Origin of the sequence: Streptomyces sp. (assembly GCF_035645055.1) — a bacterium.
Lineage (GTDB): Bacteria > Actinomycetota > Actinomycetes > Streptomycetales > Streptomycetaceae > Streptomyces.
The window spans coordinates 1-25,953 of the sequence record NZ_DASQNH010000007.1 but is presented as its reverse complement, the minus strand read 5'-3'; the positions used below and the strand labels follow the sequence as shown (position 1 = coordinate 25,953).

The window sequence follows — 25,953 nt, the reverse complement described above, 5'->3', positions numbered from 1 at the left end:
CGGGCACGGCGACCTCGCAACGGCAGCGGCGGTGACGGAACAACGGCGGGTTAAGCGGGTTTAACTTCTGAGGTTAGCCTCTCCCAACCTAGGGGGTGCGGACTTCAACGGGAAGACCGTTACCGCCAGTTGACGCTGGCATCATGTGCGCATGGCGAAGCGCGACGACCCGGTGACCATCGGGCGCAGGGTGCAGCGGCTGCGGCGGGAACGCGGCCTCACCCAACGGCAGCTGGCGGAACCCGTCTACACCCCCGCCTACATCTCCACCCTGGAGTCCGGCCGCGTCCGCCCCTCCGACGACGCCCTGCGCCACCTCGCCGGCCGCCTCGGCGTCGCCTTCGAAGAACTGGCCACCGGCCGCCCCGCCCGCCTCGCCACCGACCTGCGGCTCCGCCTGACCGAGGCGCAGCGCACCCTCGCCACCGGAGCCACCGAGGAGGCCGCCCGCCAGTACGCCGGTCTGCTCGCCGAGGCCGAGACCCACGGCCTGCCCGACGCCCAGTACACCGCCCTGCTCGGCCTCGGCGAGTGCGCCCTCGACACCGGCGACCTCACCGCCGCCCGCCTGCACTTCGAGCGCGCCGAGCAGACCCTCGCCGACGCCCCGCTGCCCGCCCGCGTCCCCGCCCTGCGCGGCCGGGCCGTCGCCCACTACCTCGCCGGGGAGCTGCGCTACGCCGTCTACCTCCTGGAAACCACCCTCGACGAACTCAACCGCGGCGGCCTTCACGACCCCGACGCCCTGCTCCTCCTCTACGCCAGCGTCATCGGCCCCTACATGGACATGGGCGCCCACGCCCGCGCCGCCCAGGCCGCCGAGTTCGCCCTCGCCCTGGCCCCGCGGGCCGCCGATCCCGCCCTGGTCGCCCGGATGCACCGCTCGGTCGCCCGCACCCTGCTCGCCGAGGGCCGGATCGCCGAGGCGGACGCCTCCCTCGCCAAGGCGGCCGAAATGTACCGCCAGCTCCAGATCCGCGCGGAGCTGGCCAAGTGCCACTGGATGCGCGGCTACGTCTACGCCCAGAACGGCGACCTGGAACGCGCCGAGGCCGAGCTGCGCTCCGCGCAGACCATGCTCTCCGCCCAGCGCGCCGCCCTCTACAGCAGCCAGGTCGCCGTCGAACTCGCCGACGTCCTGCACCGCCGCGGCAAGTCCGGCGAGGCCGCCGCCCTCCTCCACGGCGTCCTCGGCGACCTGTCCTCCGAGCGCGGCGCCGTCCACGCCGCCGCGGCCCACCGCCTGCTCGGCCGGATCGCCGAGGCCGCCCGCGACACCGAGACCGCCGAGGAGCACTACGTCCGCGCCCTCAGCCTCCTGGAACGCGCGGGCGCGGCCGGTGACCTCGCCGACCTGTGCCGCCTCCTCGGCGACCTGCTGCGCCGCACCGGCCGCGTCGAGGCCGCCCTCGACGCCTACCGCACCGGCCTCGGCCACCGCACCGCCCCCGGCACCACCACCCTCGGCCCTGCCCCCGCACAGCCCCCGCTCTGACCTCGCCCAGCCCGCCCACAGCCCGGCCGGTTAGCCTTCGGGACGGCAACGGCGGCTAGGAACGGGACCCGTGCAGAACAACGACGTACACATACGAAGACTGGCCGACGGGCTGCGTCTCACCGTCCGCGCGCTGCTCCACGCCGGTGTCGGCGGCGCGGCCCTGATCGCCATCGCGACGGTCGCCTCCGTCCTCGGCCCGCTCGTCGCCCTCGACCTCTACACCCCGCCCGTCGCCGCCTGGTGGACGGTCTTCACGGCGATCACCGTCCAGGGCGTCCCCTTCCTCCTCCTCGGCACGGTGGTCTCCGCCGCGATCGGCGCGTTCGTCCCGCAACGCGTCTTCACCCGCCTCCTCCCCCGCCACCCGGCCCTCGCCGTCCCCGTCGCCGGCGCGGCGGGCATCGCCCTGCCCGGCTGCGAGTGCGCGTCCGTCCCCGTCGCCGGCTCCCTCATCCGCCGTGGGGTGGCCCCGGCGGCGGCCCTCGCCTTCCTCCTCTCCGCCCCCGCGATCAACCCGGTCGTCCTGGTCGCGACCTCGATCGCCTTCCCCGGACAGCCGGAGATGGTCCTCGCCCGTCTCCTCGCCTCCCTCGCGGCGGCGGTGGTCATGGGCTGGCTCTGGGCGAGATTCGGCAAGGACCGGTGGCTGCGACTGCCGAAAGCCCGGACCGGCCCGGAGTCGTCCGGTGCCCGCGCCTTCGCCCACGGCCTCCAGCACGACTTCCTCCACGCGGGCGGCTTCCTCGTGGTGGGCGCGGCGGCGGCGGCGACGTTCAACATCGCGGTACCCCGCGCCTACCTGGACGTCTTCACCGGCTCACCCTGGCTGTCGGTCCTGCTCCTCGCCCTGCTCGCCGTGCTGCTGTGCGTGTGCAGCGAGGCCGACGCCTTCGTCGCCGCGTCGCTCAGCGGCTTCTCGCCGACCGCCCGTCTCGCCTTCATGGTCGTGGGCCCCATGGTCGACCTGAAGCTGATCGCCCTCCAGACCGGCACCTTCGGCCGCGCCTTCGCCGTCCGCTTCGCCTCCGCGACCTGGGTGATCGCCGTCCTGTCCAGCGTGCTCGTCGGGTGGTGGCTGCTGTGAGGGCACCGACGGTCCTTCTGCTGCTGACGGGTGCGGCCGTGCTCCGCGTCTCCCTCTTCAGCGAGCTGTACCTGCGGTACGTGCAGCCGGGGCTGCGGCCGTACCTGATCGTCTCGGGTTGCGCGCTGGTCCTGCTGGGCCTGGTCTCGGCGGTGCTACGGCGGGACGCGCACTCCCACACCCCCCGAGTCGCCTGGCTGCTCACCCTCCCCGCCCTCGCCCTGCTCCTCTTCCCCCCGCCCGCCCTCGGCTCCTACAGCGCCGAACGCGAGGCGGAGCAGCGGCTGGCCCAGGGCATGGGCACCTTCCCGGAACTTCCGTCGGACCCGGTCCTTGACCTGACCCTCACCGAGTTCGGCTCCCGCGCGGTCTACGACACCGAGCGCTCACTGGAAGGCCGCACGGTCCGCCTCACCGGCTTCGTGACCCAGGACGACGACGGCACCTGGTACGTCACCCGCCTCGCCGTGGCCTGCTGCGCCGCGGACGCGACGGTCAGCAGAGTGGAGATTCGGGGCGCGTCCGAGGCGCCGCCCACTGACACGTGGGTCACGGTGACGGGCACCTGGCACCCCGGGGACACCGTCCTCGACGCCGAGAGCGTGAGGACGGTACGACAACCGGCGAACCCCTACGAGAAACGGACGTGATCGACGAAGGCGTCGAACGCCTCCGGCGCGACCGTGAGGGCACCGGCTTCGGGGTTCTTGGAGTCACGGACGGCTACGCGGGCGGTGAGGTCGGCGACCTCGGCACCATCACCGCCGCTGCTACCGCTGTACGTCACTTGCGGGTTGGCGGTCATGTGCCCTGGGAACCTTCCTCGCTGTCTCGATCTGGCCGATCAGCGAACCCGTGCAGAACACGACGTTCGCCAACTCCTCCCGCATGTGGCGGAGTTCCGGGACCGGTTCCGCGGACTGAGCCTCACATCTCCGTCTGGCCGGTTCCGGGCCGGTCGGTGCGGCCGGGCATGTCGGTCCGCTCGCGCGCGGGCTGGTTCCGCGCGGCGTCCGCGCGGCCCGACTGGTAGGCGGGGGCGTCGCCCCGCGCCTGCCGGGTCTCGCGCTCGGCGGTGCTCAGCCACCGCTCCCAGCGCTGCCGCATCGGCATGATCATGCCGCCGCCGACGCCCACGACGAGGATGCCCGCGGCGGTGGCGAGAGCGGCGTAGAGCAGGGGCTGGGTGACGGCCGTGGCGATGCCGGCCTGGCCGAGCGCGGCGATCGCGCCGAGGGCGACGATGCCCGCCCGGACCACGGTGCCGACGGTGCCCCCGTACGACGTGCCCGAGAGCGCGCCGGTGACCAGGGAGCGGACCGCGTTGGCGATGGCCATGGCGACCACGACGAGGACGACGGCCACGACGGCGCGCGGCAGCCAGGCGACGATGCCGTCGATCATCCGGCTGACGGGGTTGGAGCCGAAGACGCCCAGGGCGAGCTGGATGGTGATCAGCAGCAGGGCGTAGTAGACGACGCGGCACACGATGCCCGTCATGTCGTATTTCGAGTCGCTGAGATAGCGTGCCGTGCCCGCGCGCTCCGCGAGGCGTTCGGAGCCCGTCTTGCGCAGGACGCGGTCCACGACGCGGGCGATCATCTTCGAGGTGAACCAGCCGATCGCCAGGATGACCAGGAAGCCGACGAGCTTGGGCACGAAGGTGGCGATCCGGGACCAGGCGTCGTTGAGGCCTTCGGTCCACTCGATGGAAAGGGGGGTGAGGGTGGTGGCCATGCTCACTTCCTTCGGTGGTGACGGCCCCCCTACGTGGATAGACCACCCTGACCCGCAGGGCCCCTCCGGTACCGCCGCCCGGGTGACGCCGGACTCGTCAGACCTGGGCCTGGGCCTGCGGCTCCAGCCGCCGCAGCCGACGCCGGACGTGCTCCAGGGCGCCCGCCCTGCGGCCGGGCACTCGCGCGCGCAGGTCCGCGAGGGCGGTGCCCAGTTCTCGGGCGGCGGCCGGTGCGGTGATCTCGCTCCACTGATGGTGGGCCCGGTCGACGGCCGCCTCGACGGCGGGCGCGTCCACGGGCTGTCCGGCGGCCAGCCGGGCCGTGGCGATCGCGAGCCAGGTGCGGCAGCTGCGGGCCGGGTCCCCGGCGAACATCGCCAGGTCGGCGCGGACCTCCGCCCAGTGCAGGGCCCCCTCGGAACCGGGCCCGTGGTCCCGCACGGCGGCCTGCTCCCACTGTGCGGCGAGGGTGTCGGCGTGACTGTGGCGGCCCGCCTGGACGGCGGCGCTGATCGCGGCGTGCGGGTCGTCGGCCGTCGCCGGGGGCGCCGCCGCGAGGACGAGGTGACCGGCCGTCTCCTCGGTGCGGGTCAGGGCCAGCTCGTGCAACTGGCCCAGCGGGGGGCGGTGGCCGCTGCGGAGTATGGTCGCGAGCGCCTTCATGTAGGCGGGGGCGGCGGGGGTGCCGCGCCGGCCCGGCGGTGGCGCGATCCGGCCGTAGACGGCGGTGGCGCGGCCGGTGTCCAGAGGGGTCGTGCGCAGCAGGTCCCAGGTGTCGGCGTCGGCGTGCAGGTCGGCGAAGACGGTGGTGGTGCCGGGGGCGCGCAGGCGCAGTTCCTCGCGGAACCAGTGCCAGGGGAACGCCGTGTACCGGACCGTGGCCGGGGTGGTGCGGGCCAGGGCCAGGTGGGGCAGTCGCTGGCGTCTGTCCAGCTGGAGCTGACCTGTGACGTACACGGTGAGCGGGCCGGGGGCGGCGGACGCGGCCCGCAGCCGGGTGAGGACGGCCTGGGGTTCCAGGGGGTCGGCGAGTTCGACGACGTTCGCGGTGTCGGTGCCGGCCAGTACGGCGGGGTCGACGGCCGCGAGCACCGGAAGTACGGCCGCGGCGTCCACCAGCCTGCCCTTGCCCACGGGCGCGGCGGCGAGCATCAGCACGGTTCCGGGCATCGGTCCCCCCTGTCGTTCGTGTACGCGCACTGTCGATCACGTACGCAAAGCACCGTAACCGGTGCCCGGGGGGCCGCGCGGGCCGCTGCCGAAGCCCGGTGCCATCAGAGCCCGAAGCCGTCAGAGGCCGGCGCCGGGGAGCCGCCGGACCGCGAACATCGTCGTGTCGTCCGCCAGGCGCCCGCGGCTGTGCCGCAGCACCCCGTCCCGGACCAGCGTCACCAGCCGCCGGGGCACGGCCGTACCCGGGTCGGCGGCGAGCGCGCGGGTCACCGCCGCCGCCAGCGGAAAGAACACCCCGCCGCCGTCCCGGGCCTCGGTCACGCCGTCCGTGGTGAGCAGCAGGCTCTCGTCTGCGGCCAGCGGGAAGCGGCGCACGGCGGGCGGGGCGGCGGCGCCGGTCGTGAGGTCGCCGAGGCCGAGCGGCAGGCCGTCGCCGGGCGGCAGGACGCGCACTCCGTGCGGGCCCGCGACCAGCGGCGGCTCATGGCCGAAACTCACCACGTCCACCGCGCCCGGGTCGTCCGGCGGGAAACCGAGCAGGACGGCCGTGGCGAACCGGTCCGTCTCCTCGCCGCCCCGGCCCAGCTCGGCGATGTGCCCCCGGTGCCGGCGCACCCGGGTCTCCAGCCGCTCGGCGACCGTCGTCAGCTCCCGCTCGTGATACCCCGCCTCGCGGAACGTGCCCAGCAGCGCCGCCGCCATCTCCAGCGAGCCCAGCCCCTTGCCCTGGACGTCGCCGACGAGGACGCGGGTGCCGTGCGGGCCGGGCTGGATGTCGTAGAAGTCGCCGCCCACCCGCGCCTCCACGTCGGCCGGCAGATAGACCGCCGCGTGCTCCAGTCCGCCCCACAGCGGCGGCAGCGGGCGCAGCACGGTGCGGCGGATGGTCTCGGCGATGTTCTGCATGCGCAGGATCCGCTCCTGGCCGCGCACCCGCACCACACAGGCCAGCGTGGCGAGGATGCCGCCCATGGCGACCAGGATGAAGTCGGGCAGTCCCGCCTGGTACGCGTCCGGCCACAGGCTGTCCACGCCGGCGTACGTGACGACGGACAGCACCGCGAAGACGGCCGTCCCCCACATCCCGCAGATCGCCGCCGCGATACCGGGCACCAGCACGATCCACGAGACGATCCGGAAGTCCGCCCCGGTGTTCACGTCGGCCAGCGCGATCGCCGCCAGCAGCACCAGCGGCGGCAGCCAGGCGACGCTGCGCCCGCGCACCCGCAGCACCTGCTGCCGGTACGGCACCGCCCGGCGCGCGGCCCGCGGATACCGGTCGCGCAGACGCCGGCCGCCGCCCCGGCCGTCGCGTGCGGTCACGGGCTCCATGGCCCCCAGCGAAACACGCGGCCGGACGCCCCGCATCCGGTCCGCGTCGCCACCGCCCCGCCCGACACGGTGCGTGACCTGCCGACTTGCCGGGGCCGACGGCCCGGTGTGCCCTGGAAGGCGGGGGCGAGGAGAGAGGAGATCTCCCATGGCTCACGCGGCACCGGTCCGCCGCAGGACCCGCGGCGGCACTCGCGACACCCGCACACCCGACGTCTTCTCGGCACGCGCTCACCGGATCGCGAGCTGGGCGTGGCCCGTCATCGCCGGTCTGGTGTACGGCTACTGGGCGGCCGCCATGCGGCGCCACGGCGGACCCATCACCGGCTGGAACCTGCTGTTCGGGTTCGTGACGGCGCTCGCGTTCATCGTGCTCTACCTCGCCGTGCGCGAGCTGGGCCGGCGGTCCAAGCGGGAGCTGCACGCGGCTGTGTGGGCGGCGTTCGTGGCCGCCGCGGTCGGCTTCCTGTACTCACAGGCGCCCAGCGGCACCGTGCTCGGCGCCGTCGGCAGGTCGCTGCCGGTCGCCGCGGGCGTGTTCGCGCTGCTGTTCTACCGCTACTACACGCGGGAGGACGCGGAAGGCCATACCCCTGGCGGCCGCACTCCTGGCGACCGCGCTCCCGGCGACCGTGCCCTCGGTGACCGCACTCCCGACGACCGGGGTCTCGGCGGCCGCGCTCCCGGCGGCCGTGCTCTCGACGACGGTGCTGCCGGTGGCCGTTCGACCGGCTAGCCCGCGGCGCACGAGGGCGCGCGGGCCCCGGCTTCGCAGCCGCGGCCCGCGCGTCTCCCTCATCCCTCCACTCACCGGACGACGGGCAGCCAGCCCCAGTCGCCCGAGGAGGATCCGGAAGTGCTGACGCTCCAGGAGCCCGAGACGCTGAACGAGCCGGACACGGTCCACGACCGCGCCCAGTCGGGCTCGTTCCAGTTGACCCACTTCCCGTCCTTCCACTGCGGACAGGGGTCGTCGCAGGTCGGCACGTGGTGCCGGTCCGTCTCGACGAACGCGGCGCTCGCCCAGCCGTGAGCGCCCACGAGCCAGTACCAGTACGGGTTGCCGTCGACGTGCTGTCCGCGGACCTTGCACTTGACACGGTCCTGGCTGCCCGGGTCGAGCCAGGCGACGGCCCGCGCGTGGACCGTGGGTGCCTCGCGGACGTTGAGTGCGGTGCGCGAGACGACAGTGCCCCAGACGGGGTCGTCACCACCGCGTCCTTCGGACGTGGTCGGCGGTGCCGCTCCCGCCGTCGTGCCCACCGCGGTGGCGGCGAGCGTTCCGCCGGTGAGCAGGGCCGCGGTCAGGATCCGCAGGACCGGAGTGGTGCGCATGGATCGGCTCCCTTCTCCCCAGCTCCAGGAAACACCCGTTCGGGTGAAGGCTCCACCGGAGAGCGGAAAGCGCAGTTCCGGGGGTGTGCGGGACGGGTGCGGCTCCGGTCCCCGGCCGGGTGCCCACCCGTACGGCGGCGCACGTCTCGCGCCGTACGCGTCCGCGCCGTTGCCTTGAAACGTGTCCCCCCGTGAGTCCGGCCGCCAGTCCCCACGTGAGTCCCCCCGCGTGTCCCCCGAGGTGTCCCCCCGTACGCCGCCCCGGGTCCGTGACGGCCTGTCGGCCGCGCTGGTCGTGCTGGCCTGCCTGCTGCTGCCGTTCGGCGCGTTGGCGGCCTGGGCGGCGTACGGACTCACGGACACGGGCCGGTACGTGCGCGCCATGGCTCCGCTGGCCGGTCATCCCGCCGTACGGGAGGCCTTCGCGGACACCGTCGGCGCCGAACTGACCGACGACTTGGAGCCTCGGCTGCGGCGCGTGGCGGGCCCGTTCGTCCAGGACGCGGCCCGCTCCTTCACCCGCACCGACGCCTTCCGCGCGGGCTGGGACACCGCGAACCGGGTCACCCACACCGCGCTCCTGCACGCTGTCCGGCAGGACGCCGAGGGACGGCCGGTCACCGTCGACGTCGCCCCCATCGCCGCCGAGGTCCGACGCCAACTCATCGCCGACGACGTCCCGTTCGCCCGCCGCATCCCGGTGCCGCACACCGAGGTCGCCGTACTGCCCGCCGCCGAGGCGGACCGCCTGCGCGAGGGATACGACGTGCTCGAAGTGGCCGGTCTCTGGCTCCCGTTGACCACCCTCACCCTGGCCGCCACCGGCATCGCCGTAGCCGCCCGCCGCCGCCGCGCCGTCACCGCGACCGCGCTCGGCACAGCGCTCGGCGGCGCCCTGCTCGCCCTCGCGATCGCCGTCGGCCGCCACCTGACCCTCGCCGGCCTCCCCGCCGGCCTGCACCGCCCCGCCGCCGAAGCCGTCTACGACACCCTGACGGCCACCCTCCGCACCACCTCCTGGCTGCTGCTGGCCCTCGGCCTCACGGCGGCCACCACCACCTGGCTGACCGGCCGCTACGGCCCTGCGGGACGCCGCAGCCGTGCATCGGCGTCCGTCTCCGCCTCCGCGGTGCCCGCCGTGCCCGACGGTGCGCCGGAACCGACCCGGCCCCAGGCCTGACTCGCGCAGCGGGCGGCCCGTCCCCTGCTCAGGGCCCCCGGCGGGCCAGTTCCGCCAAGGTGCGCAGGGCTCGGTCCAGGTCGGGTTCCGGGGCCGAGGCGAGGCCCAGGCGGACCGCGTTCGGGGTGCGGGCGGGGTCGACGGCGAAGGACGGGCCCGGGGTGACGGCGATGCCGTGGGCGGCGGCGGCCGCGGTGAAGGTGTCGGCGCGCCACGGCGCGGGCAGCTCCCACCAGCCGTAGCAGGCGTACGGGTCGGACCGTACGGGGAAGCCGCGCAGCCGGGCGGCGAGCAGCCGCTGGCGACGGGCCGCTTCGGTGCGTTTGGCGGCCACCAGCCGGGCCACCGTGCCGTCCTCGGTCCACCGCACGGCCGCCGCCAGCGCGAACCCGCCCGCGCTCCACCCGCCGGAGCGGATCGCGGCGGCCACGGCCGGCACCCGCTCCTCCGGCACGACGAGGAAACCCACGGTCAGGCCCGGTGCGACCCGCTTCGACAGGCCGTCGACGACATGGGTGAGACCGGGGGCGAGCGCGGCGAGCGGGGGGCCTGGGCGCAGGAAGGACCAGATGCGGTCCTCGACGACGGGCAGGCCGAGGCCGGTGACGGTCCCGGCGATGGCCTCCCGGCGCGGCTCGGGCGTGGTGAGGGACGTCGGGTTGTGCAGGGTCGGCTGGAGGTAGAGGGCGGAGAGCGGGGCCGTGCGGTGGGCGGCGGCGACGGACTCCGGGAGCAGTCCTTCGTCGTCGGCGGTGAGTGGGACGAGGGTGATGCCGAGGCGGGCGGCGATCTCCTTGACCAGCGGATATGTCAGCGGCTCGACGCCGACCCGGCCGCCGGGGCGGACCAGGGAGGCCAGGGCGGCGGCGATGGACTGGCGGGCGTTGCCGGTGAAGAGGACGCGGTCCGGGCCGGGGCGCCAGCCGGGGGCGGTGAGCAGGCGGGCGGCCGCGGCGCGGGCCTCGGGGGTGCCGGTGGCGGCGGCCGGGCCGAGGGTGCCGGTGAGGGCGGCGGGGTCCCCGAGGAGGGAGGTGAGCGCGGGGGTGAGGAGGGCGGACTGGCCGGGGGCCGTCGGGTAGTTCAGCTCCAGGTTGACGAGGGCTGGAGCGGTCGTGGTGGCCGGGTGCGGCGGTTCGGTGAGGGCGCGGCCGTCGCCGGTCGCGGGCGGGGTGGCCCGGACGAAGGTGCCCCGGCCCACCTCGCCGACGACCAGTCCGCGCCGCACCAGTTCGCCGTAGACCCGCCCGGCCGTGGAGGCGGCGATGCCGCGCCGGCGCGCGAACGCCCGCTGCGGCGGCAGCCGCTGGCCGGGCTTGAGGCGGCCGGAGGCGATGTCGGCCGCGATCCGGTCGGCGAGACGGAGGTAATCGTCCACAGCGGCCCCTTGGTTGGCATTGCACCGAGAGCAAAGATCTTATTGCACCGAGAGCTTGGCCCGCCGTACGGTCGACGCCATGACCGTCTCCCTCGCATACGAGGACAAGGGCACCGCGACCGGCGTACCTCTGCTCCTCGTCCACGGCCACCCCTTCGACCGCACCATGTGGACCCCGCAGATCGCGGCGTTCGCCCCGCACCGCCGGGTCCTCGCCCCCGACCTGCGCGGCTACGGCGCCTCCCCGGTGGTCCCCGGAATCACCCCGCTCGCCGCCTTCGCGGCCGACATCGAAGCCCTGCTCGACGAACTGGAACTGGAGTCCGTCGTTGTCGTCGGGCTGTCCATGGGCGGCCAGATCGCCATGGAGTGCTACGACCGGTTCGGCGACCGCATCCGCGGACTCGTCCTCGCCGACACCTTCGCCGAGCCCGAGACGCCCGAGGGCAAGCGCACCCGCAACGCCATGGCCGACCGGCTGCTGCGCGAGGGCATGCGCGGCTACGCCGACGAGGTCCTGCACAAGATGGTCGCCCCGTACGCCGACCCGGACGTGCGGGCCCACGTCCACCGCATGATGACCGCCACCGCGCCCGAGGGCGCCGCCGCGGCCCTGCGCGGACGTGCCGAACGCCCCGACTACCGCCCGCTGCTGGCCCGCGTCACCGTGCCGGCGCTGGTCGTGGTCGGCGAGGACGACGAGTACACCCCGGTCCCGGTCGCCGAGACCCTGCACGCCCTCCTCCCCGACTCCACCCTGCGCGTCGTCAAGGGCGCGGCCCACATGCCGAACCTGGAACGCCCCGAGGACTTCAACGCGGCGCTCGCGGACTTCCTGGCCCGCATCCCCGGCTAATCCGCTGGTGACGGCCGTACCCGCCCGGATACCGTCACCGTCCATGCGCGAGACGACGACCCTGTGGCGGCCCGCGGGACCCGAGGAGCTGGCCCTCGTCGAGGCCTCCGGCTGGACGGCCTGGCCCCCACGGCTGCCCGAACAGCCGATCTTCTATCCCGTCCTCAACGAGGACTACGCCGTGCGCATCGCCCGCGACTGGAACGTCCCGGCCTCCGGCGCCGGATACGTCACCCGCTTCGAGGTCGACTCCGCGTTCCTGAAGCGCTACCCGGTCCGCCGGGCCGGCGGCGAGACCATCCTCGAACTCTGGGTCCCCGCGGAGGAACTGCCGGACTTCAACGCCCACATCGTGGGCCGCATCGAGGTCGTGCGCGAGTTCCACCGAGGGCGGTGATCGTCCGACGCGCCGGGGCGCTGGTCGCCGGGGGGCGTGATCGCGCCGGTGCCGGCAGCCCCGGCCCTCCGGGCAAGGTGCTCATAATGGGCGCATGTCGCGAGAGTTCCCCATCGGCCTCACCCCTCCTGACTGGCTGGTCCGGAACCTTCGATCCCAGCAGGCGCCCGTCAACCGGGCCGCCGTGGCCCGGGCCGCCGTCGCGATGTCGCTCCCGCTGGCGATCGGCCTCGCGGCCGGCCGGCCCGGCTACGGCGCGCTCGCCGCGATGGGCGCGCTCTCCGGTGTCATCGGCGACACCGCCGACGCCTACCGCCTGCGCATTCTCAACATCGCCGTCCCGCAACTGCTCGGCGCGGTCGGCATCACCCTCGGCTCCCTCGTCTTCGGCCACGGCTGGATCGCGGTCGCCGTCCTCACCGGCATCGCCCTCGTCTCCGGGATGATCTCGACGATCGGCGCGGTCTCCTCCGTCTCCGGCCTGCTCCTGCTGCTGAACGCCGTCGTCGCCGCGGGCCTGCCGATGCCCGGCGCCTGGTGGCTCGCCCCACTGCTGATGACCGGCGGCGGACTCCTCGTCCTCGTCCTCGCCCTGCTGTCCTGGCCGCTGCGCTCCGGCGTCCCCGAACGCACCGCCGTCGCCGTCGCCTACCGGGCGGTCGCCGACCTGCTCGCCGCCTGCGGCTCGGACACCGAGACGTACGACATGACACGGCACGCCGCCACCCAGGCGCTCAACCAGTCGTACGACGTCGTCCTCGCCCGCCGCTCCCGCTACCACAGCCGCAGCCGCGACCTCACCCGCCTGCTCGCCCAGCTCAACGCCGTCATCCCGGTCATCGAGGCCGCCCCCGCCGTCCACCTCTCGGGCACACCGCTGCCCCCCGAGGTCCCGCAGGCCGTCCGGCACCTCGCGGAAGCCGTCGACACCGGCTACACCGGCCCGATAGGGCTGCCCCTGCCCCTGCCGCTGACGGAGACCGGCCGCGCCGTGGACCAGGCACTGCGGCACGCCGCCGACGTCGTCGCCGAGCCCGACATCGACCCCACCGGCATCCTGGACCGCCTCGGCCGCCCCGCCGCGCTGCGCACCCGCGCCGCCCTGGCCGCCCGCAATGTCCTGCTGTCCGCCGCCTCCTGGCGCTACGGCCTGCGCCTCGCCCTGTGCGTCGGCATCGCCCAGGTCCTGGTGTCGATCGTCCCGGTCCCCCGCTCCTACTGGGTCGCCCTCACCATCACCTTCGTCCTCAAGCCCGATTTCGGCTCGGTGTTCTCCCGCGCCCTGCTGCGCGCCCTCGGCACGGTCGCGGGCCTGGTCGTCGCGGCGGCGGTCCTCTCGCAGGTGCCGCGCGGCTGGTGGGACGTACCCGTCCTGTTCCTCCTCGCGCCGCTGATCCCCGCCCTCACCCCGCGGGGCTACGGCCACCAGACGGCGGCCATCACCCCCGTGATCCTGCTGCTCTCCGACGTCCTCAACCGGCAGGGCACCGCCCTGCTGCTGCCCCGCCTGGTCGACTCCCTCATCGGCTGCGCGATCGCGATCGTCGCGGGCTACCTGCTGTGGCCGGAGAGCTGGCACACCCGGGTCGGCGACCGCCTCGCGGACGCGGTCGCCGACACCGCCCGCTATGTGGAGTGCGCTTTCGGCGGCGGCGCGGAGGGCACGGACGCCGCGGCCCGCGCCCGGATGCGCCGCCGCCTCTACCGGGACCTGTCCACCATCCGCACCGAGTTCCAGCGCGCCCTGACCGAACCCCCGCCGACCGGCCGCCGCGCGGCGGCCTGGTGGCCGCTGGTCGTCGCCGTGGAACGCATCGTCGACGCGACGACCGCGGCCCGGGTCCGGGTGAAGCAGGGCGCGGTCCCGCCGTCCGCGGCGGAGGTCACCCAGGTGATCCGGCAACTGCGGGAACTGGCGGAGGGGGTCCGCGAGGCGGACACCCTCATCGCCGTACGCACCGACCTCACCGGACCGCCGGGCAGCGTGCTGGAGCCGCTGCGTCAGGAGGTGGCGGTGGCGAGGTCGATCGCGTCACCGCACTGAACGGGAACGTGCGGTGACGACCGAGGCGACCGGTCAGACCCCGATGTCGCCGCCGTCCTCGCGCCACACGGCGACCACGGACGGCCGGACGATCCTCCCGGGCCCGTCGGGCCAGGCGGACGCGGGCTTCTCCACGCTCGCCCCGTCGACCTCACCGGGGTGCTGCACGGCCACCAGCACCCGACGGTCCTGGATCACCGGACCGCAGGTCTCCGCACCGGTCGGCATCGTCGCGAACTGCTTCAGCTCACCGCGCCGGTCACCCCGGGTGGCCACGCCGAACAGCCCGTCGTGCGAGCCGAGCTGGTTGCCGTCCGTCGAGATCCACAGGTTGCCGTGCGGGTCGAACGCCACGTTGTCCGGGCAGGAGATCGGGCTGACCTGGTCCTTCGGGAACCCGGCGAAGTAGGTGGCGGGGTCGTTCGGGTCACCGGCGACCAGGAACAGCGACCAGGCGAACCTCCTGCTGTCGGCGCGGTTCCAGCGCTCGGTCAGCTCCAGCACCTGACCGTGCTTGTTGAGGTTGCGCGGGTTCGCCTCGTCGGCACCGGCGTACCCCGTCTTGCCCCGGTTGCTGTTGTTGGTGAGGGCGACGTACACCTTGCCGGTGTGCGGGTTGGGCTCGATGTCCTCGGGCCGGTCCATCTTCGTCGCGCCGACCTTGTCACCGGCGAGCCGCGTGAAGACGAACACCTCCTCCGCGGTCATGCCCTCGACGTGCGAGACGGCACCGTCGGCGGTGGCCGTGGCCAGCGGGATCCACTCACCGCTGCCGTCGAACTCCCCGTCGGCCGGCAGCTTGCCCGTCCCGTCGATCTCGATCGACGGCGAGTCACCGGTGAGCCTGGCGACGTACAGCGTGCCCTCGTCGAGCAGCGAGAGATTGTGCTCGCGCACGGCCCGGGACGACCCCTTCTTCATCCGCTTGCTGCCGACGAACTTGTAGAAGTAGTCGAACCGCTCGTCGTCACCCGAGTACACGACGGGCCGCCCGTCCTCGGTCAGCCGCACGGTCGCGCCCTCGTGCTTGAACCGGCCGAGCGCGGTGTGCTTGCGGGGTGTGGAGGACGGGTTGTACGGGTCCAGCTCGACGACGTACCCGAACCGGTGCGGCTCGTTGGGCTCCTGCGCCACGTCGAACCGCTTGTCGAAACGCTCCCACTTGCGCTCGGTGGCGCCGGACCCCAGCCCGTACCGCTTGTCCGTGGCCCTCGTGGCGTTGGCGAAGTACTGGTTGAAGTTCTCCTCGCCGTGCAGCGTGGTGCCCCACGGGGTGGTGCCGCCGGAGCAGTTGTTGAGCGTGCCGAGCACCTTGGTGCCGGACGGGTCGGCGGACGTCTTCAGCAGGTCCGACCCGGCGGCGGGCCCCGTCAGCCGGAACTCGGTGGTGGCGGTGACCCGCCGGTTCAGCGGATGCCGCGGCACGGCGACGAGCTTCCCGGTGCGCCGCTCCCCCTCCACGACCACGGCGGACAGCCCGTGCGCGGCCCAGGCGATCTCCACCTGCTCACGGGTCGGGTTCTCGGAGTCGTACCCCCGGAACATGAGCACCTCGTCGGTGTACTCGTGGTTCGCGACGAGGATCTGCCGGCCCCGCTCGCCCGGCAGCGGCAGCAGCGCGAGGAAGTCGTTGTTGTAACCGAACTGCCCGGCCTGCGCCTTCGCCGTCTGCTTCTCCGGGTCGAAGGCGGGCGCACCTCGCAGAATGGGCTCACCCCAACGGATGACCACATTCTGGCCATACCCGTCGGGCACGGTCACGACGTCGTTCGTGTTCGGCGCGACGGGGCTGAACCGCAGGCCGCGGGCGCCCTTCGCGGCGGAGGGCCGGCGGGCGGGAGCCGCACTCGCCTCGGGGGACGCGGCAGCCGCACCGGCGGCGCCCACAGCGGCGGTCGCGGTCACGACCGCGGCGGCACGCATCACGGAACGACGGCTGAGCGCGGTGGCGATGACGTCGCCGACGTACGGGTTCGTGGTGGTGTTCGGGACCTCGTGGAAGCAGGCATCACCACACCGGAACCGGCAGGTCAGGGCGGAACGGCCGCCGGGATGCGAGTCGGACGAGGTCCTGATGATGGGCAGCGTGATGCGACGCACGTTGATTCTTCTCCCCTGGCTTCCCCATGTTTGTCAGCGTCACGGACGCTAGGAGCACGTTTGTGCGGGAGCGGGGCCGGCGCGTGAACGAGGGGTGAACCCGAGGTAGCTACCTCTGGCGAGGCTCTGTGCCTGAAAGAGCGCTTGACACCTTCACCGGCTCTCCTCCGGGGCCCGCTAACCTTACGTGTCCGTCCTGGCCAGGGATTGACGGGCTACAACTCACTTCGAAGGGTTGCGCACATGGGCATTCTCTCTCTCCTGCGGAACGCGTTCAGCCGCTCCCGCAAGTCACGCCAGACCGACGCCGAGGATGCCGCCCCCCAGCAGACGGAGCCCCAGACCCAGGACACCGTCCCGGCTCCCCGCCCCGCCGCCCCCGAGCAGACGGAGACCCGGACCCCGGACACCGTCCCGGCCCCCCGCCCCGCCGCCCCCGAGGAACACGACCTCGTAGCCGCAGCCTTCGACAAGATCACTGTCCCCACCCCGGCCCACAGCCCGGAAGACCCGGCCACGGAGGAAAAGCCGAGGGCAGAGGAAGAGCCGGAGACCGAGGAAGCCCCGACAGCCACGGAAGAGCCGCCGGCCGAGCAGCACCGGGAGCGGGAGCCGGAGCCGGAGCCGACGCAGAACCGGTCCGAGCCGGAGCCCGAGCCCGAGCCCGAGCCCGAGGCGAAGCCGACGCAGGAAGCGGAGCCGGAGCCCGCCCCGGAGCCTGAAGACACGCCTGCGGCGGAAGCGGAGCCCGAGGCGGAGCCGGTAGCCGAGGGGGAGCCGGACACGGAGCCCGAGGCGGAGCCGAAGGCCACCGCCACCCCCGAGCCCGAGGCCGCCGACGGCGAGGACGCCCCGCAGGGGCCACCCGCACCCGGCGACGAACCCGGCACGGGTGGTGCGGGTGGGAACACGGAGGCCGAAGGCGAAGCCGAGGCCGGGGCCGAGGTCAAGCCCACCCCCGCCCTCCCCCTCACCCGAGTGAAGTCCCGCGCCCCCGGCCTCACCACCGCCTACAAGGCCGCGACCAGCACCCTCAGGAAAGCCGACCTCACCGGCACCCGAGCGAAGCTCTACCTCGTCCTCGACCGCTCCGCGTCCATGCGCCCGTACTACAAGGACGGCTCCGCCCAGGCCCTCGCCGAGCAGACCCTCGCCCTCGCCGCCCACCTGGACCCCGAGGCCACGGTCCACGTCACGTTCTTCTCCACGGAGCTGGACGGCACCGGCGAGCTGACCCTCTCGGACCACGAGAACAAGATCGACGAGCTGCACGCCTCGCTCGGCCGCATGGGCCGGACCAGCTACCACGTGGCCGTGGAGGAAGTCCTCGCGCACCACGACAAGACGGCCGCCCCGGGCACCCCGGCCCTGGTGATCTTCCAGACGGACGGCGCGCCGGACGCGAAGACCCCGGCCACCCAGGCCCTGACCACCGCCGCCGAGACCCACCCCCACATCCACTTCGCCTTCGTGGCCTTCGGCGAACACGACAACAAGGCCTTCGACTACCTCCGTAAGCTGAAGAGCGACAACACGTCGTTCTTCCACGCGGGCCCGACCCCGCGAGAGCTGACGGACACCGAGCTGTACGAGGGCGTACTGGCGAACTGGCGCCCGTAGGAAGATCACCGAACGGGCGGGCCGCCCCTTCCCACCACGCACAACGGCAAGCGGGCGGCCCGCCCGTCTCGGCTACGATTCCAAGGTTCGCAAACAACCGACCTGGGAGCAGCCAAGCCATGGCTCGACACCTCATCACCAGCGCCCTTCCGTACATCAACGGGATCAAGCACCTGGGCAACATGGTGGGGTCCATGCTCCCGGCGGACGTGTACTCCCGGTACCTCCGCCAGCGCGGCCACGACGTCCTCTACATCTGCGCGACGGACGAGCACGGCACCCCGGCGGAGCTGGCGGCCAAGGAGCAGGGCCTGCCGGTGGCGGAGTTCTGCGCGCAGGCGCACGACGCCCAGAAGGCCGTCTACGACGGATTCGCACTCGCGTTCGACTACTTCGGTCGCAGCTCCAGCGCGCAGAACGTCGAGATCACCCAGCACTTCGCCCGCAAGCTGAACGAGAACGGCTTCATCGAGGAGCGGGCGATCCGCCAGGTGTACTCGCCCACCGACGGCCGTTTCCTCCCGGACCGCTACGTCGAGGGCACCTGCCCGCACTGCGGCTACGACAAGGCCCGCGGCGACCAGTGCGAGAACTGCACCCGCGTCCTGGACCCGACGGACCTGATCGACCCGCGCTCGGCGATCTCCGGCTCCACGGACCTGGAGGTCCGCGAGACCAAGCACCTCTTCCTCCTCCAGTCCAAGCTCCAGCACGAGGTGGAGGCCTGGGTCGCCCGCCACGAGGACGACTGGCCCCAGCTGGCCTCCTCCATCGCCCGCAAGTGGCTGAACGAAGGCCTGCACGACCGCGCCATCACCCGTGACCTGGACTGGGGCGTCCCGGTCCCGGCGGACACCTGGCCGGAGCTGGCCGCCGAGGGCAAGGTCTTCTACGTCTGGTTCGACGCCCCGATCGAGTACATCGGCGCGACGAAGGAGTGGGCGGACCAAAACCCGGAGAACCGGGACTGGAAGTCCTGGTGGTACGAGGCGGACTCCGGCGAGAACCCCGTCCGCTACACCGAGTTCATGGCGAAGGACAACGTCCCGTTCCACACGGTGATGTTCCCGGCCACCGAGCTGGGCGTGCGCGAGCCGTGGAAGATGGTCGACTACGTCAAGGCCTTCAACTGGCTGACGTACTACGGCGGCAAGTTCTCCACCTCGCAGAAGCGCGGCGTCTTCACCGACCAGGCCCTGGACATCCTCCCGGCCGACTACTGGCGTTACTTCCTGATCGCCAACGCCCCGGAGTCCGACGACTCGTCCTTCACCTGGGAGCACTTCACCGCGACCGTCAACAAGGACCTCGCCGACACCCTCGGCAACTTCGTCAACCGGGTTCTGTCCTTCTCCAAGAAGCGCTTCGGCGAGGAGGTCCCGGCGGGCGGCGAGCCCGGCGAGGCGGAGGCCCGTCTGGGTGAGGAGATCGCCCGGCTGCTCGCCGAGTACGAGCAGCAGATGGAGGCCCTCCAGTTCCGCAAGGCCGCCGCGGCGCTGCGCGCCCTGTGGTCCGCGGGCAACTCCTACCTGGAGGAGAAGGCCCCCTGGCTGGAGATCAAGACGAACAAGGACGGCGCCGCGCTCACCCTGCGCACGGCGATGAACCTCATCCACCTGTACGCGGTGGTCTCCGAGCCGTTCATCCCGGCCACCTCGGCGGCGATGCGCCAGGCCTTCTCGCTCGCCGACGACACCGCCACCTGGATCACCCAGGAGGAGGCGAAGTCGCTGACCTCGGTCCCGGCCGGCACCCCCTTCACCGTCCCGCCCGTCCTCTTCGCCAAGCTGACGGATGACGACCTGGCCGCGTACAAGGAGCGCTTCGGCGGGGAAACAGCCGCGTAACAGCCCTTCTCGGACCCCCCACTCACCCGGTATATCTGGCCAAGATCACGTGAAGCCCTTCATGTGACATCCGAGTGGGGGGTCCACTTTCATGGCTCTTTTCGGCAACGCGCACGCCATCGACCCGGCTCAGGCGTCCCAGGACTACGCCCGGCTGCTGGGGCACGGCGAGCAGGTGCACGCCGCGTACCTGCTGATCCGCGACACCATCCTGTTCACCGACCGCCGCCTGATCCTGGTCGACAAGCAGGGCATCACCGGCAAGAAGGTGGAGTACCACTCCGTGCCGTACCGCTCCATCACGCACTTCGCGGTGGAGACCGCCGGCACCTTCGACCTCGACGCCGAACTGAAGATCTGGCTCTCCGGCAGCCAGATGCCGATCACCAAGACCTTCACCAAGGGCGTCGACATCTACGAGGTGCAGGCGATCCTCACCCAGTTCGTGGCCCGGTAGCCGCGAACAGCCAACGGCGGTCTTGTCCCTCCGGGAGATCACCCGGAGGGACAACGGTGCTCCTTGGGCTCGCGCCGTCCCGTCGGTCCGACCGAAGAATCCGGCCGTGGCCTCACCCTGGTGTCCGCCCTGGCCGACCGCTGGGGTGTGGTCCCGGGCCTGCCGCCCCGCGAGACGGTCTGGGCCGAACTCGCCATCGCCACCCGGCAACTACCGGCACCCGACGGCCCACGCCCCGGCCCGCCCTGCGCCCCTATGCACTACCCACTGAGGAGAAGGAACCCCACCAAGCCCCGCCCCGCCCTTACAGTCGGCCCGCGACACCATGAGCACACTGCCCACCACGGACGCGAGCTGATCCCCCGCCCCGAGCAGACACCCGACGCCCTGCGCGCGGCACTCGCCGTCGTGGTGCCGGGCGCATGATCCGGCCGGGTTCTGTTCGTTCGAGTGTGCCGCAAGGGGCGGCTGCGAGGTCCAGGCGATCCTCACGCAGTACGGCGCGCTGAGCCGTACCGCACAACTCCTCGGCGCCACGGGGAGGATCACCTTCACCGCTTCTGCACAGGCAACGTACAGTCCCCCCGTGGGAGGCACCCGCCTCCCACGGGGAGGGAACACCACACATGGGCAGATCAGCCCTGCCGCGCCGTCGTGCCGCGGCCACCGCACTTGTCACCGTCTCGCTCGTCCTCGCGTCCGCCGCGCTCCCGGCCGTCCCGGCCGCCGCCGCGACCGCGCTGCCGCCCTGGGCGAACGCGGTGACGCTCTCGAGCGTCGGCAGCAAAGTCCAGGACGTCGCCGTTCGCACCGACGGCAGCGCCGTCGCCCTGTGGGTGCAACGCGTCAACGAGGGCGACGCCGGCGTCCTGTACGCCGCCACCCGACCGGCCGCGAGCGACGCCTGGAGCGCCGCGGTACCGCTCACCACCGCGCCCGTCGTCCTCGAGGCCGAGCTGGCGGCGCGCGCGGACGGCTCGGTCGCCGCTGTGTGGGCCGAGTTCCCGAGCCCCACCTCGCAGAGCCCGGCCACCGGCCCGTCCCGCGTCGTCACGGCCGTGCTCGGCGCCGGGCAGACGGAGTGGCCGGCGCCCGTCGAGCTGGTCGGCACCGAGCAGCAGCTCGGCGTCCGCGGCCTCGACCTCACGGAGGGGCCGGACGGCACCCTCGCCGCCGTCTGGACCGGCCTTCCGGTGAACGCCGTGACGGCCACGTCGAGCGAGGCCTACGCCACCACCCTCGCGGCGGACGGCAGTTGGGCCGCACCGCGCAAGGTCAGCAACGCGTCCGCGTACGCGGGACCGTACACCGGCATGCGCGTCAGCAGCCCGGAGATCACCTCGGACGCGTCCGGCGGGCTCGTCGTGTCGTACCGGATGCAGCCGTACGCGTACGGCACCGCGCACGTCATGACCGCCGCCCGGCCCGCCGGGAGCGACGTGTGGAGGACGCCGGAGCTGATCAGCACCAATGTGGCTCCGCAGGCGGCCCCCACGCTGTCCTCCGGCCCGCAGGGCGCGGTGCTGGTGTGGCCGGACGCGAACAAGACGCTCCAGGTGATGCGCCGGTACTCGGCCGACTCCGAGTGGGGGCAGGCGGAGACCGCCGTCACCGGCGTCGACCAGCTCTTCCAGTACCCGGACCCGCTGGTCGCCGCGGACGGTGACGTGACGCTCGTCTGGTCCGACTACAGGCCCGCCAACCTGCAGACCACCACCTTCGACACCGACACCGGGCAGTGGTCGGCTCCGCAGCTCCTGTCCACCGGCCAAATCTCCAGCGACGCGATGTCCACCCCGGTGTACGACGTGGAGATGGCCCGCGACGGGTCGGTCCACGCCCTGTGGCACCAGGCCGGCGAGTCCCCGAACACCAAGGGCCTGATGCAGGCCACACGGGTGGGCGGCACGTGGTCGGCCGCGCGCGGCGTCAGGGGCAGCCTGCACGAGTACCTGACCGGGCAGATCGCGGCGCGGTCGGCGACCGACGCCACCGCCGTGTGGAGCTGGTCGCAGTCCACCACCACCTCGGCCGCCGGGCTGCGGGCGTCCCGCACCGCCTGGCCGACCCTCAAGGTCGTCACGTCGTCCGTGCCCGCGTCGGTGAACTTCAAGTCCTACAGCACCTGGACGCCGTCCTGGGAGACGAACCGCCCGGTCGAGTCCTGGACGCTCACCCTCACCGACCGGGCGGGCCACACCCTGCGCACCCTCACCGGCGCCCCCGGGACCCCGGCCGTCCACGCCTCCTGGAACGGCCGCACGAGCTCCGGCACCTGGGCCGTCAACGGCAAGGTGAACTGGACCCTGAAGGGCACCCAGCCCGACACCCCGGGCACGACCACGCTGGCGAGCGGATCGCTCATGGTGTCCGGGGCCGCCCCCGCCCCCCGTGACTTCGGCGGGCCCGACGGTGTCCCGGACGGCGGCGGCGATCTGCTGATGCTCACCAGCACCGGGCGCCTGCACCTGCGCCACTGGGACCTGACCGCCACGCGCGAGGTGGGCAGTGGCTGGCCCACCACCGTCCGGTTCGTCACCTACGGCGACCTGAGCGGCGACCGCTGCAACGACGTCCTCGTCCGGCTGACCACCGGCGCCCTGCGCCTGTACAAGCCGGCGTGCGGCGGCAGCATCAAGCCGGCCACGCCGTACACGGCGCTCGGCACCGGCTGGAACCAGTACGACGTCCTGACCGCCCCCGGCGACCTCACCAAGGACGGCCGCCCGGACCTGATCACCCGCAACGCGTCGACGGGCGCGGTGTACCTCCACAAGGGCACCAGCACGGGCAAGCTCACCGCACCCGTGAAGCTCGCCACGAACTGGAAGACGTACAAGAAGATCGTCGGCGCCGGCGACCTCAACGGTGACGGCATCGGCGACCTGCTCGCCCAGGACACGTCGAACAACCTGTACCGCTACCTCGGCACCGGCAGCGGCACCCTCGGCTCCCGGGTGAAGCTGGCCGCGGGCTGGGGCACGTCGTACAACCTCGTCCTCGGCGCGGGCGACGTCACCGGCGACGGCAGGGCCGACCTGGTGGCCCGCGACACGGCCGGCGTTCTGTGGCGGCAGTCCGGCACCGGGACGGGCGCGTTCGGGGCCCGCGTGAAGGCCGGCACCGGCTGGGGCGGGTACAAGGGCGTGTTCTGATCGACCGGTGATCGCTTACAACCCTCTGAGGCCCTGAAGGGTCCCCTTCTTCGACCGTGCGTCGGAGAAGGGGACTCACATGCGCAGAGGGAGTGCGGCTGCGGTCGTGGCCGCATCGGTGATCGCGGGGACGCTGCTGCCGGCCGTGCCCGCCGCCGCCGTGCACGGGGCGGTACCGGGGGATTTCAACGGCGACGGCTACCGCGACCTGGTGCTGCCGGTGCCGGGGGCTGATGTCACGTACTTCGGAAACTACGAGCAGGCGGGAGCCGTCGTCGTGCTGTACGGCTCGGCGAACGGCGTCTCGGCGACGAGCCGGCGGCAGACGATCAGCGAGGTCACGCCCAATATCCCCGGGCGCCCGTTCGAGCGGGACCAGTTCGGCACCACCACGGCGACGGCCGACCTGAACCGGGACGGATACGCCGACCTGGTCGTCGGCTCACCGCACAGCATCGCGGAACGGCAGATCACGGTGATCTGGGGAAGCAGGAACGGCCTGACCAAGGGCACCAGGCTGCCGCAGCCGACGCACCACGAGGACAACGGCCTCGACGTGGCCGCGCTCAGTCTGGGGACGGGATCGAAGACCAAGATCCTGGTCGGCGGCGGCGACTGGACGACCGTCTACAAGGGCCCGTTCGCCACGGGCGGCTCCATCGGTTCGCGCGTCGAGACCCGGACCGAGAACTCCGTGAGTTCGGTGGCGCTCGGTGACTTCAACCGCAGCGGCAGCCCCGACCAGGTGGCCTTCGGGGCGAGCCGGCCCGAGCTGAGCGGCAGCCCGATCATGGTCAACCACGGCGGCACCGAGACCTGGCCGGAACCGCTGGAGAACGGCAACGGCCTGATCGCCGCCACGGGTGACGTCAACGGCGACGGCTACCCGGACCTCGTCGTCGGGGACCCGCTGACCCCGGTGACACCGGGCGTCGACGGCGAGACGGGCGGGCGCGTGCTGGTCTACCGCGGTTCGAAGAACGGCATCACCCGCGCGCAGACCCCCGAGGTGATCACCCAGGAGACCGCGGGCGTCCCCGGCACGAGTGAGGAGGGCGACGCCTTCGGCGCCGGTCTCACCGTGGCCGACCTCAACCGGGACGGCGCCGCCGACATCGTGGTGGGAGCGCCGTTCGAGGCCGTGGGAGCGGCGGAGCGCACCGGCACGGTCACCGTGATCCCGGGCCGGCGCTCGGGCGCCCTCGGCACGGGCGGGTACTCCTTCCACCAGGACACCGCCGGTGTCCCCAGCACCAACGAGTCCGGCGACTTCTTCGGCACCACGGTGTCGGCGGGTGACCTGAACCGGGACGGCAGGCCGGAGCTGATCGTCGGCACGGCGGGTGAGAACAACGGCAACGGCGCGGTCTTCGTGCTGCCCGGCGGCTCGTCCCGCCCGACGGGCACCGGCAGCCGCGTCTTCACCCTGGAGTCGATCGGGATGGCCCAGGCCGACGGCTGGCTCGGCGGCAAGGGCCTGCTCAGGCTCCTCTGACCCGGCCGTCGGCACACCGCCGCGCGTACGGACCACGCATACGGACCACGCATACGGAAGGGCCCGGAACCGCGCTCGGTTCCGGGCCCTTCCGTCGGACGACGCCTACTTCGGCTGCGGCTTGCGCACCGACAGGTGCAGCTCCTTCAGCCGCGCCTCCTCCAGCTCGGTCGGCGCGCCCATCATCAGGTCCTGGGCGTTGCCGTTGAGCGGGAAGGCGATGGTCTCGCGGATGTTGGGCTCGTCCGCGAGGAGCATGACGATGCGGTCGACGCCCGGGGCGATGCCGCCGTGCGGCGGGGCGCCGAAGCGGAAGGCGCGCAGCATGCCCGCGAACTTCTCCTCGACGGTGTCCCGGTCGTAGCCCGCGATCTCGAAGGCCTTGAGCATGATCTCCGGGTCGTGGTTCCGGATCGCACCGGAGGACAGCTCGACACCGTTGCAGACGATGTCGTACTGCCAGCCCAGGATGTCCAGCGGGTCCTGGGTTTCCAGGGCTTCCAGGCCGCCCTGCGGCATGGAGAACGGGTTGTGCGAGAAGTCGATCGCGCCGGTCTCCTCGTCCTTCTCGTACATCGGGAAGTCGACGATCCAGCAGAAGCGGAAGACGTTCTCCTCGAAGTGCCCGGCGCGCTTGGCGGCCTCGACCCGCACCGCGCCCATGATCTTCGAGACCTCGTCGAACTCGCCTGCGCCGAAGAACACGGCGTGGCCGGCCTCCAGGCCGAGGCGCTCGGTGAGGACCTTGACGTTCTCCTCGGTGAGGAACTTGGCGATCGGGCCGGAGAGCTGGCCGTCCTCGCCGACGCGCACCCAGGCCAGGCCCTTGGCGCCGAGCGTGACCGCGAAGTCGCCGAGCTGGTCGAAGAACTTGCGCGGCTGGTCCTGGACGGCCGGGACCGGCAGGGCGCGCACGTGCTTGCCGGCGAACGCCTTGAACTCGGACGCCTCGAAGACGTCCGTGATGTCGACCAGCTCCAGCTTGGCGCGCAGGTCCGGCTTGTCGGAGCCGTACTTCAGCATCGCCTCGCGGAACGGGATCCGCGGGAACGGGGAGGTGACGTGACGGCCACCGCCGAACTCCTCGAACAGCTCGGTCATGAGCTTCTCGATCGGCTGGAAGACATCCTCCTGCTCGACGAAGCTCATCTCGACGTCGAGCTGGTAGAACTCGCCCGGCGAGCGGTCGGCGCGGGCGTCCTCGTCGCGGAAGCAGGGCGCGATCTGGAAGTAGCGGTCGAAGCCGGAGATCATCAGCAGCTGCTTG

20 protein-coding genes and 2 pseudogenes are annotated in these 25,953 nt (G+C 72.9%); 13 read left to right on the top strand and 9 right to left on the bottom strand.

Features of this window, described 5'->3' with window-relative positions; all coding sequences use genetic code 11:
• The first annotated feature begins 151 nt into the window (after positions 1-151).
• The 3 genes from VE614_RS02165 (at position 152) to VE614_RS02155 (ending at position 3,232) form a co-directional block, all read left to right on the top strand.
• Positions 152-1,495, top strand: a complete 1,344-nt coding sequence (locus VE614_RS02165; protein WP_324930992.1) for a helix-turn-helix domain-containing protein — start codon at positions 152-154, stop codon at positions 1,493-1,495.
• A 70-nt stretch (positions 1,496-1,565) separates the two neighbouring features.
• Entirely contained in the window at positions 1,566-2,582 is a 1,017-nt protein-coding gene (locus tag VE614_RS02160; protein WP_324930989.1) for a permease, read from the top strand.
• The gene (locus VE614_RS02155; RefSeq protein WP_324930986.1) at positions 2,579-3,232 is read left to right on the top strand and encodes a TIGR03943 family putative permease subunit; all 654 of its coding nucleotides are present in this window, start codon (positions 2,579-2,581) and stop codon (positions 3,230-3,232) included. The genes VE614_RS02160 and VE614_RS02155 overlap by 4 nt, the downstream gene beginning before the upstream one ends.
• Here the strand turns inward: VE614_RS02155 and VE614_RS02150 are convergent.
• From VE614_RS02150 to VE614_RS02135, 5 genes and pseudogenes are all read right to left on the bottom strand, one after another.
• Entirely contained in the window at positions 3,214-3,387 is a 174-nt protein-coding gene (locus VE614_RS02150; RefSeq protein ID WP_324930983.1) for a DUF397 domain-containing protein, read from the bottom strand. The two genes, VE614_RS02155 and VE614_RS02150, sit on opposite strands and share 19 nt — an antisense overlap.
• Positions 3,388-3,394: 7 nt before the next feature.
• Positions 3,395-3,484 (bottom strand): annotated as a pseudogene (locus tag VE614_RS33645) (XRE family transcriptional regulator); the annotation flags it as partial.
• Positions 3,485-3,509: 25 nt separating this feature from the next.
• Positions 3,510-4,319 (bottom strand): mechanosensitive ion channel family protein, encoded by an 810-nt coding sequence (locus tag VE614_RS02145; RefSeq protein ID WP_324930981.1) that lies wholly within the window; start codon positions 4,317-4,319, stop codon positions 3,510-3,512.
• A gap of 97 nt (positions 4,320-4,416) precedes the next feature.
• Positions 4,417-5,490 (bottom strand): hypothetical protein, encoded by a 1,074-nt coding sequence (locus tag VE614_RS02140; RefSeq protein ID WP_324930974.1) that lies wholly within the window; start codon positions 5,488-5,490, stop codon positions 4,417-4,419.
• A 120-nt stretch (positions 5,491-5,610) separates the two neighbouring features.
• Complete coding sequence (locus tag VE614_RS02135; protein WP_324930971.1) at positions 5,611-6,825, bottom strand: PP2C family protein-serine/threonine phosphatase; 1,215 nt, start codon at positions 6,823-6,825, stop codon at positions 5,611-5,613.
• Positions 6,826-6,973: 148 nt separating this feature from the next.
• On the opposite strand from VE614_RS02135, the pseudogene VE614_RS02130 reads away from it, so the two are divergent.
• A pseudogene (locus tag VE614_RS02130) lies at positions 6,974-7,414 on the top strand (hypothetical protein); the annotation flags it as partial.
• Positions 7,415-7,632: 218 nt separating this feature from the next.
• On the opposite strand, the gene VE614_RS02125 reads toward VE614_RS02130, so the two are convergent.
• On the bottom strand, positions 7,633-8,160 hold the full coding sequence (locus VE614_RS02125) for an SH3 domain-containing protein (RefSeq protein ID WP_324930968.1): 528 nt from the start codon (positions 8,158-8,160) through the stop codon (positions 7,633-7,635).
• A 229-nt stretch (positions 8,161-8,389) separates the two neighbouring features.
• Between VE614_RS02125 and VE614_RS02120 the strand changes: the two genes are divergently transcribed.
• A complete protein-coding gene (locus VE614_RS02120; protein WP_324930965.1) occupies positions 8,390-9,340 on the top strand; it encodes a hypothetical protein in 951 nt (316 codons plus the stop codon).
• Between the two features lie 28 nt (positions 9,341-9,368).
• Here the strand turns inward: VE614_RS02120 and VE614_RS02115 are convergent, their stop codons facing one another.
• Positions 9,369-10,715 carry a PLP-dependent aminotransferase family protein gene (locus tag VE614_RS02115; protein ID WP_324930963.1) on the bottom strand — a complete coding sequence of 449 codons (1,347 nt, stop codon included), beginning with the start codon at positions 10,713-10,715 and terminating at the stop codon, positions 9,369-9,371.
• 79 nt (positions 10,716-10,794) lie between these two features.
• On the opposite strand from VE614_RS02115, the gene VE614_RS02110 reads away from it, so the two are divergent.
• The 3 genes from VE614_RS02110 (at position 10,795) to VE614_RS02100 (ending at position 14,012) form a co-directional block, all read left to right on the top strand.
• Complete coding sequence (locus tag VE614_RS02110; RefSeq protein WP_324930960.1) at positions 10,795-11,571, top strand: alpha/beta hydrolase; 777 nt, start codon at positions 10,795-10,797, stop codon at positions 11,569-11,571.
• A gap of 43 nt (positions 11,572-11,614) precedes the next feature.
• Positions 11,615-11,968 (top strand): hypothetical protein, encoded by a 354-nt coding sequence (locus VE614_RS02105; protein ID WP_324930958.1) that lies wholly within the window; start codon positions 11,615-11,617, stop codon positions 11,966-11,968.
• 94 nt (positions 11,969-12,062) lie between these two features.
• On the top strand, positions 12,063-14,012 hold the full coding sequence (locus VE614_RS02100; protein WP_324930955.1) for an FUSC family protein: 1,950 nt from the start codon (positions 12,063-12,065) through the stop codon (positions 14,010-14,012).
• A 33-nt stretch (positions 14,013-14,045) separates the two neighbouring features.
• Here the strand turns inward: VE614_RS02100 and VE614_RS02095 are convergent, their stop codons facing one another.
• A complete protein-coding gene (locus tag VE614_RS02095) occupies positions 14,046-16,112 on the bottom strand; it encodes a PhoX family protein (RefSeq protein WP_324930953.1) in 2,067 nt (688 codons plus the stop codon).
• Between the two features lie 243 nt (positions 16,113-16,355).
• Here VE614_RS02095 and VE614_RS02090 point away from each other — a divergent pair, with 243 nt between their 5' ends.
• The 5 genes from VE614_RS02090 (at position 16,356) to VE614_RS02065 (ending at position 24,686) form a co-directional block, all read left to right on the top strand.
• Positions 16,356-17,732, top strand: a complete 1,377-nt coding sequence (locus VE614_RS02090) for a VWA domain-containing protein (protein WP_324930950.1) — start codon at positions 16,356-16,358, stop codon at positions 17,730-17,732.
• Positions 17,733-17,851: 119 nt separating this feature from the next.
• Positions 17,852-19,579, top strand: a complete 1,728-nt coding sequence (gene metG, locus VE614_RS02085; protein ID WP_324930947.1) for a methionine--tRNA ligase — start codon at positions 17,852-17,854, stop codon at positions 19,577-19,579.
• A gap of 91 nt (positions 19,580-19,670) precedes the next feature.
• Complete coding sequence (locus VE614_RS02080; protein WP_324930944.1) at positions 19,671-20,036, top strand: PH domain-containing protein; 366 nt, start codon at positions 19,671-19,673, stop codon at positions 20,034-20,036.
• Positions 20,037-20,662: 626 nt separating this feature from the next.
• Positions 20,663-23,191 (top strand): VCBS repeat-containing protein, encoded by a 2,529-nt coding sequence (locus tag VE614_RS02070; RefSeq protein WP_324930941.1) that lies wholly within the window; start codon positions 20,663-20,665, stop codon positions 23,189-23,191.
• 79 nt (positions 23,192-23,270) lie between these two features.
• Positions 23,271-24,686, top strand: a complete 1,416-nt coding sequence (locus VE614_RS02065; RefSeq protein WP_324930939.1) for an FG-GAP-like repeat-containing protein — start codon at positions 23,271-23,273, stop codon at positions 24,684-24,686.
• A gap of 105 nt (positions 24,687-24,791) precedes the next feature.
• Here the strand turns inward: VE614_RS02065 and aspS are convergent.
• Positions 24,792-25,953: aspartate--tRNA ligase (gene aspS / locus VE614_RS02060; protein WP_324930936.1), on the bottom strand; the 1,162-nt coding region annotated here is incomplete at its 5' end.